General features: G+C 62.4%; 15 protein-coding genes. 6 read left to right on the top strand and 9 right to left on the bottom strand.

Going from position 1 to position 12,096, the window contains the following annotated elements; genetic code table 11:
- Positions 1 to 10: 10 nt before the first annotated feature.
- Complete coding sequence (locus RhoBH5_RS01745) at positions 11 to 763, bottom strand: YebC/PmpR family DNA-binding transcriptional regulator (RefSeq protein ID WP_007732951.1); 753 nt, start codon at positions 761 to 763, stop codon at positions 11 to 13.
- A gap of 145 nt (positions 764 to 908) precedes the next feature.
- Between RhoBH5_RS01745 and RhoBH5_RS01750 the strand changes: the two genes are divergently transcribed.
- Positions 909 to 1,265: a GntR family transcriptional regulator gene (locus RhoBH5_RS01750; RefSeq protein WP_003943322.1), complete on the top strand. Its 357-nt coding sequence runs from the start codon at positions 909 to 911 to the stop codon at positions 1,263 to 1,265.
- Positions 1,262 to 2,182, top strand: coding sequence for a hypothetical protein (locus tag RhoBH5_RS01755; RefSeq protein WP_050656601.1), 921 nt, complete (start codon positions 1,262 to 1,264; stop codon positions 2,180 to 2,182). Before RhoBH5_RS01750 ends, RhoBH5_RS01755 begins: the two co-directional genes overlap by 4 nt.
- A 13-nt stretch (positions 2,183 to 2,195) precedes the next feature.
- On the opposite strand, the gene RhoBH5_RS01760 is transcribed toward RhoBH5_RS01755, so the two are convergent.
- Both RhoBH5_RS01760 and RhoBH5_RS01765 read right to left on the bottom strand, forming a co-directional pair.
- Positions 2,196 to 2,897, bottom strand: coding sequence for a GAP family protein (locus tag RhoBH5_RS01760; protein WP_081557824.1), 702 nt, complete (start codon positions 2,895 to 2,897; stop codon positions 2,196 to 2,198).
- A gap of 1 nt (position 2,898) precedes the next feature.
- Positions 2,899 to 3,099, bottom strand: a complete 201-nt coding sequence (locus tag RhoBH5_RS01765) for a hypothetical protein (RefSeq protein WP_003943331.1) — start codon at positions 3,097 to 3,099, stop codon at positions 2,899 to 2,901.
- Between the two features lie 111 nt (positions 3,100 to 3,210).
- Between RhoBH5_RS01765 and RhoBH5_RS01770 the strand changes: the two genes are divergently transcribed.
- Together RhoBH5_RS01770 and RhoBH5_RS01775 are read left to right on the top strand one after the other, a co-directional pair.
- The gene (locus RhoBH5_RS01770) at positions 3,211 to 4,425 is read left to right on the top strand and encodes a sensor histidine kinase (protein ID WP_230359835.1); all 1,215 of its coding nucleotides are present in this window, start codon (positions 3,211 to 3,213) and stop codon (positions 4,423 to 4,425) included.
- Positions 4,380 to 5,057, top strand: a complete 678-nt coding sequence (locus tag RhoBH5_RS01775) for a response regulator (RefSeq protein ID WP_270007894.1) — start codon at positions 4,380 to 4,382, stop codon at positions 5,055 to 5,057. Before RhoBH5_RS01770 ends, RhoBH5_RS01775 begins: the two co-directional genes overlap by 46 nt.
- Positions 5,058 to 5,082: 25 nt before the next feature.
- Here the strand turns inward: RhoBH5_RS01775 and pdxT are convergent, their stop codons facing one another.
- Together pdxT and tesB are read right to left on the bottom strand one after the other, a co-directional pair.
- A complete protein-coding gene (gene pdxT, locus RhoBH5_RS01780) occupies positions 5,083 to 5,688 on the bottom strand; it encodes a pyridoxal 5'-phosphate synthase glutaminase subunit PdxT (protein WP_007732937.1) in 606 nt (201 codons plus the stop codon).
- Positions 5,688 to 6,557, bottom strand: coding sequence for an acyl-CoA thioesterase II (gene tesB, locus RhoBH5_RS01785; protein WP_007732935.1), 870 nt, complete (start codon positions 6,555 to 6,557; stop codon positions 5,688 to 5,690). The genes pdxT and tesB overlap by 1 nt, the downstream gene beginning before the upstream one ends.
- A 37-nt stretch (positions 6,558 to 6,594) precedes the next feature.
- Between tesB and RhoBH5_RS01790 the strand changes: the two genes are divergently transcribed.
- Positions 6,595 to 7,260 (top strand): hypothetical protein, encoded by a 666-nt coding sequence (locus RhoBH5_RS01790; RefSeq protein WP_007732932.1) that lies wholly within the window; start codon positions 6,595 to 6,597, stop codon positions 7,258 to 7,260.
- A 35-nt stretch (positions 7,261 to 7,295) separates the two neighbouring features.
- Here RhoBH5_RS01790 and RhoBH5_RS01795 read toward each other — a convergent pair whose 3' ends face one another.
- From RhoBH5_RS01795 to RhoBH5_RS01805, 3 genes are all read right to left on the bottom strand, one after another.
- Complete coding sequence (locus tag RhoBH5_RS01795) at positions 7,296 to 8,117, bottom strand: acyl-CoA thioesterase (RefSeq protein ID WP_003943337.1); 822 nt, start codon at positions 8,115 to 8,117, stop codon at positions 7,296 to 7,298.
- Positions 8,118 to 8,230: 113 nt separating this feature from the next.
- Positions 8,231 to 9,742 carry an HNH endonuclease signature motif containing protein gene (locus tag RhoBH5_RS01800; RefSeq protein ID WP_270007895.1) on the bottom strand — a complete coding sequence of 504 codons (1,512 nt, stop codon included), beginning with the start codon at positions 9,740 to 9,742 and terminating at the stop codon, positions 8,231 to 8,233.
- Positions 9,743 to 9,870: 128 nt separating this feature from the next.
- Entirely contained in the window at positions 9,871 to 10,293 is a 423-nt protein-coding gene (locus RhoBH5_RS01805; RefSeq protein ID WP_054827788.1) for an NUDIX domain-containing protein, read from the bottom strand.
- A 162-nt stretch (positions 10,294 to 10,455) separates the two neighbouring features.
- Between RhoBH5_RS01805 and RhoBH5_RS01810 the strand changes: the two genes are divergently transcribed.
- Positions 10,456 to 10,932 carry a RidA family protein gene (locus tag RhoBH5_RS01810; protein ID WP_050656607.1) on the top strand — a complete coding sequence of 159 codons (477 nt, stop codon included), beginning with the start codon at positions 10,456 to 10,458 and terminating at the stop codon, positions 10,930 to 10,932.
- Positions 10,933 to 11,033: 101 nt separating this feature from the next.
- Here RhoBH5_RS01810 and pdxS read toward each other — a convergent pair whose 3' ends face one another.
- Positions 11,034 to 11,942, bottom strand: coding sequence for a pyridoxal 5'-phosphate synthase lyase subunit PdxS (gene pdxS / locus RhoBH5_RS01815; protein ID WP_003943338.1), 909 nt, complete (start codon positions 11,940 to 11,942; stop codon positions 11,034 to 11,036).
- Between the last annotated feature and the right edge of the window lie 154 nt (positions 11,943 to 12,096).

The following is a 12,096-nucleotide window of genomic DNA, read 5'->3' on the forward strand; positions in this document are numbered from 1 at the left end:
TGAAAAACAATCAGTCTTCGAGAGCCGCGAGAACCTCGTCGGACAGATCGATGTTGGTGTAGACGTTCTGCACGTCGTCAGAATCTTCGAGCGCGTCGACGAGCTTGAAGATCTTGCGTGCGCCGTCGACATCCAAGGGAACCTCGACGGAAGCGCGGAAATCGGCTTCAGCGGAGTCGTAGTCGATGCCGGCTTCCTGAAGGGCCGAACGTACGGCAACCAGATCCTGTGGCTCACTAACGATTTCGAAGGTTTCACCGAGATCGGTGACTTCCTCGGCACCGGCGTCGAGCACAGCCATCAGGACGTCGTCCTCCGACTGGCCGTTCTTCTCGAGCGTGACGACACCCTTGCGAGCAAACAGGTAGGAGACGGAACCCGGGTCAGCGAGGTTGCCACCGTTACGGGTCATCGCGGTGCGAACTTCACCGGCTGCGCGGTTGCGGTTGTCGGTGAGGCACTCGATCAGAACGGCGACGCCGTTGGGTCCATAGCCCTCGTACATGATGGTCTGCCAGTCTGCGCCGCCCGCTTCTTCACCGGCGCCGCGCTTGCGCGCACGCTCGATGTTGTCATTGGGAACAGACGTCTTCTTCGCCTTCTGGATGGCGTCGTACAAGGTGGGGTTGCCCGTGGGATCGCCACCGCCGGTTCGTGCCGCCACCTCGATGTTCTTGATCAGCTTCGCGAAGGATTTGCCACGACGTGCGTCGATCACAGCCTTCTTGTGCTTGGTGGTGGCCCATTTTGAGTGGCCGCTCATGCGATTCAAGCCCCTTTCCTGCTGCGTTGCGCACGCCGAATGCGCGTCTTTCAGCTCTGCCGATGTTACCCGTCCCACGTCACAACTCGCTGCATCCCCCGACACGAATTAGTCAAACCGCGCATTGTTTGCATAGAATGCAAACATGTTGGTCCGAATAGATCACGCCTCCACAACTCCACTAGCGGAGCAGATTGCAGCCGGGGTTCGTGGCTCGGTCATCCGCGGTGAGATCGGACCAGGTGACCGCCTGCCGTCCGCTCGCGCTCTCGCCGAGTCGATCGACGTCAATCTCCACACGGTTCTTCGTGCGTACGCAACACTCCGCGACGAAGGCCTGATCGACCTCCGACGCGGACGTGGCGCCGTCATTCGCGCCGAGTTCGACTCGGGAAGGACAGCTCTCAACGAATCTGCGCGCGAGTTCGTACGGCAGGCCCGAAATCTCGGACTCGACACTGCGCACATGCTCGACCTCATCAAGGAGACCAGCACACAATGACGACCAGCAAGATCCGACTCTGGACAGCAGCTTCGCTGACTCTGATCCCGACCCTGATCCTGGTTCTCGCACGCTTCGCGTGGGGTGACCGCCTACCCGAGACCGTCGCGAGCCATTGGTCCGGATCGACCCCGGACGGCTTCAGCACCACGACGACGTTTTTCGCCATCGCGCTGGTGATTTCTCTGGTGGCTGTCGTTTGCGCCTGTGTCGTCGCGGCCCGTTCGAGCGACAACGCGCCCTTGTTTCTCGCCGTAACCTCGATCTCGAGTGCGACACTGGCGACGATCTGGATTCTGAGCGTCGCCCTGACGATCGACGCCGGGTCGCCGGAAGCCGCGCGTATCGGCTGGTGGATTCTTGCGCCGATCGCGGCGGTACTCGTAGGAGTTCTGGCATACGCGCTGCCTGACCAGCAACGAAGCGGCCCGGAGTCGCCACTGCCGACCCCGACGCTCGACACTCCGCTGACGGCCTCCGAACGTGCAGTGTGGGTCGGGCAGGTCCGCAGCGTCTGGCCGTGGATCGTTACCGCCGGCCTCGTAGTTCTCGTGATCGCGACTGCCGCGTACTCGGATTGGTGGGTTGCCGTGATCCTGGGTGTGTCCACCCTCGCCGTCACAGCATTCGCGTCGGTCACCGTGCGCGTCGACCGTCACGGTGTCGGCATCAGTTCCTGGGGCGTTCGATGGAAGAAGATCCCCATCTCGAAGGTGAAGTCCGCGTCGGTCGACGCGATACGTCCAGCCGAATGGGGCGGATGGGGTTACCGAATGACACCGCGCGGAACAGCCGTCACTCTCCGCTCGGGTGAGGCCATCGTGGTCACTCTCGAGAGCGGACGACTGTTCGCCGTAACCGTCGATCACCCGGAAGACGGTGTGAAGCTGATCAATTCGTTGGTTCAGGCTGGTTGATTCACGAACAACGTCAATTCACGAACAACACGGCAGCGGCATTGCCGGCGAGGTAGAAACCGGCAATGCCGAATACCCAACCCATTGCGCTGTCGCCGTAGCGAGACATCAGCGAGTCCACTCGGCGCAGCGGCTTGTCGAGGCGGTTGCCGGCCACGACCCGCCCGCACAACAGAAGCACTGCGGGCATGGCCATGATCAGGCAGTATCCGGCAAGTATCGACGCAGACGCGACTGCGGGCAGCCCAGCAGCGGTGATCATCGCGATCGCCGCCAAGTAGGGCAACATCGTCACCAATTCGGCGGTTCCGGCAGCAATCGCCAGAAGTACAACACTTCTCGCGGAACTGGCCGAGCCGAGCACCCGCTCTCGCCAAACATGGGTTCGATCGGCCTGACCGGATGTGCGTCTCTTCTCGGAATCGAATCGAAAGCTCCACGCGAACAACGCGATACCGAGAATCAACTGCGCAACGCGGGCGGCGGGGGTGTCGAGTAGCGGGGCGACGACTGGCATGCCTACCCGTGCCGTCGTCCAGACGACCACCCCGACAACAAAATAGAACGTCGTGATGACCACCAGATATGTCAGCAGCCTGCGAACCTGCGGTCGTCCCGGCATCAACAACATCCAGACCGGGACGACCAATGTTCCGATGCTCGTACTGTCCAGCAGGGCGAGCCCGCCCAGCGTGGTGAGCAGGACGAGTTCCACGTCAGTCGTTTCGGCGCTCGGGTATCGCTGTCTCCCTCGTTCGGACTGCATTCACGATGTCGAAGGCACCGATGATCGCGAGGATCACGCCGAGTGGTCCGCCGCGAAACCAGAAGAACTCGGCGTCACGCGCGAACAGCCACAGACAGCCGCCACCGACGACCAAGAGAATGCCGATCATCAACTCGAAGCGAATTTTCATACGTCGAGCCTGTCCTCTCTATCGAATCCGCACATCAGCCATCGGAACAACGCCGACCTCATCATTTGGTATGACAAGTCAGGCGCCCCGATGTGCTCTGATAAGTCTGTGGTGACCAGAAGTCGGAGTGTCGGCAAGTGGAACGATCCGCTCATCGCCTTCGGCCTGTTCGCGATCGGGGTACTCCTCTACCTGGTCGGCCTGTACCAAATGTGGACCGATGTCGGAGGTGTCGCCGACGTTCCCGCCGGGGTTCGGATCGGGATGCTGGCTCTGCTGTGTGCGATCGACTCGTTCCGGCGGGTGCGTCCGGCAACAGCTTTGGCGGCGGGGGCCGTCATCGTCGCGGTCGACGCTGCCCTGGGACCCACTCTGCCGATGTGGCTGGTCCTCTCGGATCTCACCTACGCCGCAGTTCTGTACGGGACGGCGCGGCTGGGCCGAGTGGTGTGTTCTCTGACCGCGGTGACGGTTGCCGCGCTCACCGCACTCGTCTACCTGTCCACCCAGGACGTCCGCGCTGCGGCTGGGGCAGGCGTGGTGACCGCTCTGTTCTTCGGTACACCGGTGTGGTGGGCACTGGTCATCCGTCGACAAGTCGAACTGACCGAGGCCGAACGCGAGCGTTCCAGAGTCCACGAAGCACTCGCCACTCTGGACCGCGAGGCCGCAGTCGCTCACGAACGAGCAACCATGGCGCGCGATCTGCACGACGTCATCGCAAGCCACCTCTCCGCCATCGCAATCCATTCGGAGGCGGCACTGTCCACCTCAGCTCTCTCCGGTGAACGGGGCCAACCAGACGACGGATTGAGGGAGATGATCGGAGCGATCAGATCGAGCAGTCTCGCGGGCCTTTCCGAGATGCGGTCGATGATCGAACTGCTCCACGCCGGGGACGACGAGACCCCGGACCCGCGTTCCTCTCCCCCGCGGCTGACCGAGTTGCCCGTCGTCCTGGACGCAGTTCGGGCAGCCGGCGCCGCCGTGCACGTTGCGATCGACATCGATACTGCCGACCTGCCGAGCGTGGTCGATCACACGGCGTACCGGATCACCCAGGAGGCGTTGACCAATGCGCTCAAGCATGCGCCTGGTGCACCGATCTCGATGTCGATCTCTCTCCAGCACAATGCATTACAGATCGAGATCCGAAACCCCATCGGTCGCGACACATCCAGTTTTCGGGCGGGAACGCACGGACTTGCAAACATGCGTCACCGCGCCGAACTGCTGGGCGGTTCACTCGACGCACTTCCGGTCGACGGAGAATGGACGGTATGCGCACAGATACCGGTCCCCGCGCCGAACGGAACGGATCGGTGATCACCGTCGCCCTGGTCGACGACCACGCCGCGATCCGCTCCGGCCTGGCGATGATCCTGCGGCAGCACGACGACATCGATGTCGTTGCAGAAGCCGGTGACGGAGCGTCGGCGATCACCGTCACCCGCACGCATCAACCCGACGTCGTGCTGATGGACATCCGGATGCCGGGCACCGACGGCATCGAGGCGACGCGTCAGATCATCGGGACGACCCGCAGCCGGGTTCTGGTGTTGACCACCTTCGACCTCGACGAATACGTCTTCGCGGCCCTGCGCGCCGGTGCGTCGGGATTCCTGCTCAAGACTGCGACCGCGGACGAACTGACCCGCGCTATCCGCAATGTCGCAGCCGGAGATGCAGTGCTCGCTCCTCGTGCGGCGCGTGCACTGATCGGCGAGTTCGTGCAGCGCGCACCCAAACCCACCGAACCGCTGGGATTGAGCGAGCTCACCGACCGTGAACGCGAGGTGCTCGCGCTGTTGGGGACGGGTATGTCCAACGCCGAACTGTCGCGTGAACTCGGAGTCGGTGCTCCGACGGTGAAGTCGCACGTGTCGCGAGTTCTGTCGAAGTTGCACCTCACCTCACGCGTCCAGGCGGCGATCCTTGCCCGCGAACTGGAGCTGTAGGTTCGGCCGAGGCTGACTACTCCAGTTATCCGCGAACCAGATCGACGAACATCTCGTGCACTCGACGGTCCCCGGTAACCTCGGGATGGAAAGAAGTGGCGATCACCGAGCCCTGCCGAACCGCGACGATCCGGCCCGCGGCCTCCCCCGCGGCGGCGGGAACCTGCGCAAGGACCTCAACGCCCGGCCCAACTCGCTCCACCCACGGCGCGCGGATGAAGACAGCGCGAATGGGATCACCGATGATGCCCTCGAACTCCAGGTCGGACTCGAAAGAATCGACCTGCCGACCGAAAGCGTTGCGGCGCACCGTCATGTCGATGGCGCCGAGATGCTCGGCGTCCGGCCGGGTGTCTAGTACCTCGCTGGCGAGCAGAATCATGCCCGCACACGATCCGTAAGCCGGCAGCCCGCCGCGGAGTCGCTCACGAAGCGGTTCCAGCAGCTCGAATACCTGCAGAAGCCGGCTCATCGTGGTGGATTCGCCACCGGGGATCACGATGCCGTCGACCTTGTCGAGTTCCTCCGGGCGCCGGATACCCACCGCATCCGCTCCCGAATCATCGAGTGCGGCAAGGTGTTCGCGAACATCACCTTGGAGGGCGAGTACACCGATCAACGGACGCGTCATCACACAGTTCCTGTCTTGTTCTCACGGCTGTTCTTGCTCTCATGGCTGTCGGGTTCGCGTTCGAGACGCGTCAAACCCTCCTGAACCACCGCTGCCACCATGTTGCCATCGCGATCGTAGATACGCCCCTGAGTGAGCGCGCGACCAAAACCTGCCGACGGCGACGTCTGGTCGTAGAGCAACCACTCGTCGGCCCGGAACGGACGCAGGAACCACATCGCGTGATCGAGCGAAGCAGTCTGCGTCTTCACGCCGCGGTGCGGGACTTTGGAAGTTCCGAGCAGGGTCATGTCACTGAGGTACGCGAGGGTGCAGATGTGCAGCAGCGGACGATCCGGCAGAGCCTCGCGGTAGCGCATCCACACGCGTTGTTGCGCGGCGAGATCCGGCGCTGACGCGCTCTGCTCAGCGGGCACAATTCTGATGTCCCAGTTCTTCCACTCCTGATAGAACTGCGATTCAGCCAACTTCGGAACGGTCTGCGCATCCGGCAAGTCCTCCGGCGCCGGAACGGAGGGCATCCGGTCCTGGTGCTCGATACCTTCGTCGTCGACGTGGAACGAGGCCGACATCGTGAAGATCGTCTTGCCGTCCTGAACTGCATTCACCCGGCGGGTGCAGAACGAGCGCCCGTCGCGGATGCGGTCCACCAGGTAGACCGTCGGAATCTTCGGATTGCCCGGGCGCAGGAAATATCCGTGCAACGAGTGCACGTGGTAGCTCTCGTCAACGGTGCTCACGGCAGAAACCAACGACTGCCCGGCAACCTGCCCGCCGAACGTCCGTTGAAGTGCGGTGGGATGGACCGCACCACGGAAGATGTCCTTCTCCAGGTGTTCGAGCGCGAGGATCTCCTCGATACCAACCATGAGTCCTCCGAAAACATAGACCGCCGCACTGGGCGCGATGACGGTTCACAATATCGCCTCGGCGAGCGGGCACGGCACCATGGTGGGCGTGAGTACATTCATCCCGTCCAGTCCCCTCGCCTTGGCCGAGCAGATTGCAACGCTGAGCGGATCGTTTCCGTCGGTGGCGGTAGTAGCGATCGACGGACCTGATTGTGCACAGCCGTCTCGGCTCGCGGAACTGGTCGGCACCGCCGTCGAGTCGCGCAACAGGCCGAGTGCTGTTGTGTCACTGCACGACTACGTGCGGCCGGCTTCGCTGCGATACGAGTTCGGCCACGAGGATGCGCTGAGTTACCGCACTATCTGGTTCGACTATCCGGCACTCGATCGTGAAGTGATCACCGCAGCCCGCACAAAACGGGCGTTCTTGCCGAAACTCTGGGACGAACCCACCGATCGATCGGCTCGGTCGACCCGTATCCCCGTCCATGAGCGCGCGGTCATCGTGATCGCCGGTCCGATGTTGCTCGGGCGCGGGCTGGAGTTCGACGTCAGCGTCCGCCTGGACATGAGCGAACCTGCCATGCGGCGGCACACACCGGAGGCAGATCTGTGGACCGTCGAGGCACTCCTCGAACACCGATCAGAAGTGTCCGAGGAGGTCGATTTCGAGGTCAGATACGACCATCCGGCCCGGCCTGCGGTGCGGTCTCGCCAGTGAAGGTCTCACTGCGATTGATCTCACGTCGGCCGACCTCACTTCGGGCGATACAGCCTGGTCAGACCCTCCTGGACGACTGCAGCAACCATATTTCCTCGGCTGTCGAAGATTCGTCCCTGCGTCAGTGCGCGACCGAAGCCCGCTGACGGCGACGTCTGGTCGTACAACAGCCACTCGTCGGCGCGGAACGGCCGCAGGAACCACATGGCGTGATCGAGCGAAGCGCTTTGCATGGCGACGTCCATGTGGGGGCCGCGAGAAGATCCGAGCAGCGTCATGTCGCTCATGTAGGCAAGCGTGCACACGTGAAATACCGGGTCGTCCGGGAGTGCCTCGCGGGAACGGAACCACACTTGCTGCTGCGCGGCAGCGCCCGGACGTTTGTCGATGTCGGCCTTCGGCACCATTCGAAGGTCCCAATCGGACCACTCACGCGCCAGCCACGCAGTCTCGGGATCCTCCGAATCCTGGGCGATGGCCAAGGTCTCGGGGTCAGGAACGGGTGGCATCTCGTCCTGGTGCTCGATGCCTTCGTCTTGGACGTGGAAGGACGCCGACATCGTGAAAATGGCTTGCCCGTCTTGAATTCCGGTGACCAAGCGGGTCGCGAACGATCGACCGTCCCGAACACGATCAACCAGAAAAACCGTCGGCTCCATCGGATTTCCCGGACGCAGGAAATATCCGTGCAACGAATGAACCGAGTAGGCCGGATCGACCGTGCGTACCGCCGACACCAATGCCTGTCCGGCGACCTGGCCGCCGAAAGTGCGGGTCAGGGTGGTCTCCGCGATGATTCCTCGAAAGATGTCCCGCTCGAGGCGTTCCAACTCCAGAATTTCTTCGATCCTCGCCATCGATGCTCCACATCTTCCCGTGTACCGACGTCTACCGACCTTCACACAATGCCTGACGCACCGCCGGCCACCAAAGTGGGCATACAAAATCATGGAGTTGCATGCCGCCCTACTCAGAATGGGGGTGGATCGCCTCCGCCGTCGAAGGTCCTCCTCCGGGCCTTCTTCTTCATTCGGAGGTGCATTCGTAACCGCTGCCGCCGGCGTTCACCCCGCACACGAGCGGCTTTGTTTTCCAGACGTGTGCGCCGACGCCGACCACCCTCGGGCAGCACAGGCTCGAGCATTCCCGCCAGCAGACCTGACGGCCTAGTTCGGTAGCAATGTCCGGTCGGCGAGGTCAGCATGACACTCCGGTCCGGGTTCGAGATATGCAACCACTGACCGGAATGCTTGAGGCGGTGACGGTTTCGACAATACGCACTCAGATTCGACGCCACGGTCTTTCCACCACAAGTGGGATCGCGATGATCAAAGGGCTCAGTGTGATCAAGATCTGAATTCCATGCAGCGACATCGCAGTGCAACCACTGGCAGCTTCCTGCGATCACCCGCACCCAGGTGTCGAGGACAGCGCCGGGGCGGTAGACCGACGCCGAAGGAACAACGGGCGGAGGTACTGGCTCGCCCTCACCGGAAGACTCGAGCGCGGCATCGGCTGGTACCTTCACCTTCCGAATCAGCGCACCCGCGGCGATGTCACGCGCATGCTCTGCACTGATCACTCCATAACCGTCGAGGTGAGCGGGTTCGTCTGCACCTGGTGCGTCACCGCCCTGAAGCGTTGATTCCAGCATGACCACGTGAACCAACGGCCGACGCACCACCACAATCCCGCTTCGATCTTGTGGGCACTCGTCCCGGCCGCAATCGCACGGCAGAATCGTCGACCCGGATACCAACGCTCCCAATGCGTCAGCTCGTCGTTGCTCGTACTTACGGGAATCGTGTCGACACACCGACATTGCCAACTCCCGCAACCGACGGTCAAAAGCCCGTGCTTCCTCCGCCGGAATACTCCCCAATATCCGCGCCATTCCGTTCTCGGCAGCGCTCACACCCACGAACCGATCAGCCAGGGCGCGGCGTCGACGTTCGCGTATCCCCTCGGGATCCACCACGGCGACGATCCGGTCGATAGCCGCTGTCAATCGGCGACCCGTCAAGCCGGTACCGCCAGGCATCGGTGGCGCCGAGATCTTCTCGAGGAGTTGCCGTTCCACCTCGTCGATCAAATCGTCGGCTACGTTGGCCGTAGCGGAGTCGATCAATCCGACTCGATACAGATCCAGTTCTCCGCGCGCCATGGCGGCACGCGTGCGATGGAGGCGAGTCTTGAGAGAAAAGCCGAGACCGATCAACTTTCCCGCTGCGGCACGGCCCATGGTCAATGCCGCGCCGAGCTCGGCCTCAGCCAGTTCGTGAGCGGTAGACGACCAAGCACCGTTATCAGTGTGGTCAGCGCTGCGACGCTCGAAAAACTCGGCAATGGCAGCCAGTTTCCGTTCCACGAGCATCGATTCGCGCGCATGCAGATCGGCGATGAGATCGATGAGGGCGCAGTCGGATTCAGCACCGGACAGCTGCGCTGCGGTACCCGAACTTCCTGCTCCGTCATCGAACATTCCTCAACATTATTCGAATATACGTTCGACATCCATGATTTCCAGGAATCAGTCCGAACAATCCTGATTGACCGAAAATTGTTGCGGAGCAACCTTTGCGGCCACTCGTGTTCCGGCAACGGATTCCCCTACTGAACCAGGGCGTTGATAATGCGGGCAGCTTCGGCCGGGTAGATAGGGCGGTCGGACCCACCACTCAATACCCAGTGGACTGGACTACCTTCGTCTAGGACTCGGAGTTGCACGTCGAGCGGAAACGCATCGATGTCAGCTGAGTCGACTGCAAAGACATGGACAATCTCATGCCCAGGCCGCCCCTCGAACTCGAAGATGTTCTCGACGACCTCGAGCAACTCGACGCTTCCCAGCCTGACACAGAGTTCCTCCGCGAACTCGCGTCGCAGCGCTGCCTCGGCCGTCTCACCGAACTCGATACCGCCACCGATCAATCGATGAAAGTTCTCCCCCGTGACAGAGTCCGTGCCGTCGAGCATGAGTACGTGACCGGAACGGACAGGTATCCCCAGTGAGATGTTACGAATTGACGACATACGACACAGTTTGGGTGGCCAACTCGAACACCATTTTGAATCCGACGACGGCGAATATCACCAAAAGTGATGGGGTGGGCGCAAATACGACTTGGACTTGCCGAGACTCCCGATGACAGACTCGAACACCATTCCCGGACAAAAGAACCCATTGAGGAACCGATGAACGACGCAAGTACCTGGACCGCACGACTCGCCGCACTCGACCTGACCCTCCCGCCTGTTGCCACCCCCGCAGGCTCATACCTTCCCGCCGTTCAGACGGGGTCATACGTCTATACATCGGGGCAATTGCCGCTCGTCGACGGCACTACGACGTGCATCGGCAAGTTGGGCGAGGGCGTCTCCGTCGAAGACGCCGCCCAGGCGGCGCGGTTGTGCACTCTCAACGGACTCGCGGCAGTCGATGCCTTAGTCGGGCTCGATCGCATCGTTCGGGTCGTCAAGGTCGTTGGATTTGTTGCGTCCGGATCCGGATTTTCGCAACAACCCCAGGTGATCAACGGTGCGTCCGACCTGCTGGCCGAGATCTTCGGTTCGGCTGGACAACACGCCCGCTCAGCGATCGGCGTCGCCGAACTACCCCGAAACAGTGCCGTCGAGGTCGAGTTCGTGTTCGAGGTATCGGACAGCATCTGATCGGTCTGCCACACCCCGAAGGGGCGGCGGTTGCCAACGCAACCGCCGCCCCTTCGTCTGTGAGGACTTTCAGGCACTGGGCCCGGTCGTCGAACCTGCTGTCACCAACCGCGCTCTGCGAGGCGGTGTCCGACAGGCAGGTCGTCGACGTTGATACCGACCATTGCCTCGCCGAGTCCGCGCGAGACCTTGGCGAGCACGTCCGGGTCGTCGTAGAACGTGGTGGCCTTGACGATGGCCTCGGCGCGCTGCTTCGGGTTGCCGGACTTGAAGATGCCCGATCCGACGAACACGCCCTCGGCGCCGAGCTGCATCATCATGGCAGCGTCTGCCGGGGTCGCGATGCCGCCCGCGGTGAACATGGTGACCGGCAGCTTGCCGGCCTTGGCGACCTCGACGACCAGTTCGTACGGGGCCTGCAGTTCCTTGGCGGCTACGTACAGTTCGTCTTCGCTCAGCGAGGTCAACCGGCGGATCTCGCCGCGGATGGTGCGCATGTGGGTGGTGGCGTTGGAGACGTCTCCGGTGCCTGCTTCACCCTTCGAGCGGATCATGGCCGCGCCTTCGTTGATGCGACGGAGCGCTTCGCCGAGGTTGGTGGCGCCACAGACGAAGGGAGCGGTGAACTTCCACTTGTCGATGTGGTTGGCGTAGTCGGCCGGGGTCAGGACCTCGGACTCGTCGATGTAGTCGACGCCGAGGCTCTGCAGGATCTGCGCTTCGACGAAGTGACCGATGCGTGCCTTCGCCATGACGGGGATGCTGACGGTGGAGATGATGCTGTCGATCATGTCCGGGTCACTCATGCGCGAGACGCCGCCCTGTGCGCGAATGTCTGCGGGGACCCGCTCGAGTGCCATGACGGCGACGGCGCCGGCGTCTTCGGCGATCTTGGCCTGCTCAGCGGTGACCACGTCCATGATCACACCGCCCTTGAGCATTTCAGCCATGCCGCGCTTGACGCGGGCGGTGCCGATGGCGGTGGTGGGGGCAGAGTCGGGGGTGCTCACAGCAAACTCCTGCAGTAGTGGCGTGACGAAAGAAACAAGGCACGGCGAACACACGAGTTCATTCGCGCGGAGGCCTCTGGCCAGAACTCTAGGACGAACCGGCCTTCGATTCCGTATCCAATTTGCCATTGCTGGCCTTATACTGCCCGCGAGC

The organism is Rhodococcus sp. BH5 (assembly GCF_027583855.1).
Classification (GTDB): Bacteria; Actinomycetota; Actinomycetes; order Mycobacteriales; family Mycobacteriaceae; genus Rhodococcus_F; species Rhodococcus_F qingshengii.

Coding starts and splice junctions, on each gene's coding strand:
- RhoBH5_RS01745 (WP_007732951.1), bottom strand. CDS start 763: ATGAGCGGCCACTCAAAATGGGCCACCACCAAGCACAAGAAGGCTGTG.
- RhoBH5_RS01750 (WP_003943322.1), top strand. CDS start 909: ATGTTGGTCCGAATAGATCACGCCTCCACAACTCCACTAGCGGAGCAG.
- RhoBH5_RS01755 (WP_050656601.1), top strand. CDS start 1,262: ATGACGACCAGCAAGATCCGACTCTGGACAGCAGCTTCGCTGACTCTG.
- RhoBH5_RS01765 (WP_003943331.1), bottom strand. CDS start 3,099: ATGAAAATTCGCTTCGAGTTGATGATCGGCATTCTCTTGGTCGTCGGT.
- RhoBH5_RS01775 (WP_270007894.1), top strand. CDS start 4,380: ATGCGCACAGATACCGGTCCCCGCGCCGAACGGAACGGATCGGTGATC.
- pdxT (WP_007732937.1), bottom strand. CDS start 5,688: ATGACGCGTCCGTTGATCGGTGTACTCGCCCTCCAAGGTGATGTTCGC.
- tesB (WP_007732935.1), bottom strand. CDS start 6,557: ATGGTTGGTATCGAGGAGATCCTCGCGCTCGAACACCTGGAGAAGGAC.
- RhoBH5_RS01790 (WP_007732932.1), top strand. CDS start 6,595: ATGACGGTTCACAATATCGCCTCGGCGAGCGGGCACGGCACCATGGTG.
- RhoBH5_RS01795 (WP_003943337.1), bottom strand. CDS start 8,117: ATGGCGAGGATCGAAGAAATTCTGGAGTTGGAACGCCTCGAGCGGGAC.
- RhoBH5_RS01800 (WP_270007895.1), bottom strand. CDS start 9,742: ATGTTCGATGACGGAGCAGGAAGTTCGGGTACCGCAGCGCAGCTGTCC.
- RhoBH5_RS01805 (WP_054827788.1), bottom strand. CDS start 10,293: ATGTCGTCAATTCGTAACATCTCACTGGGGATACCTGTCCGTTCCGGT.
- RhoBH5_RS01810 (WP_050656607.1), top strand. CDS start 10,456: ATGAACGACGCAAGTACCTGGACCGCACGACTCGCCGCACTCGACCTG.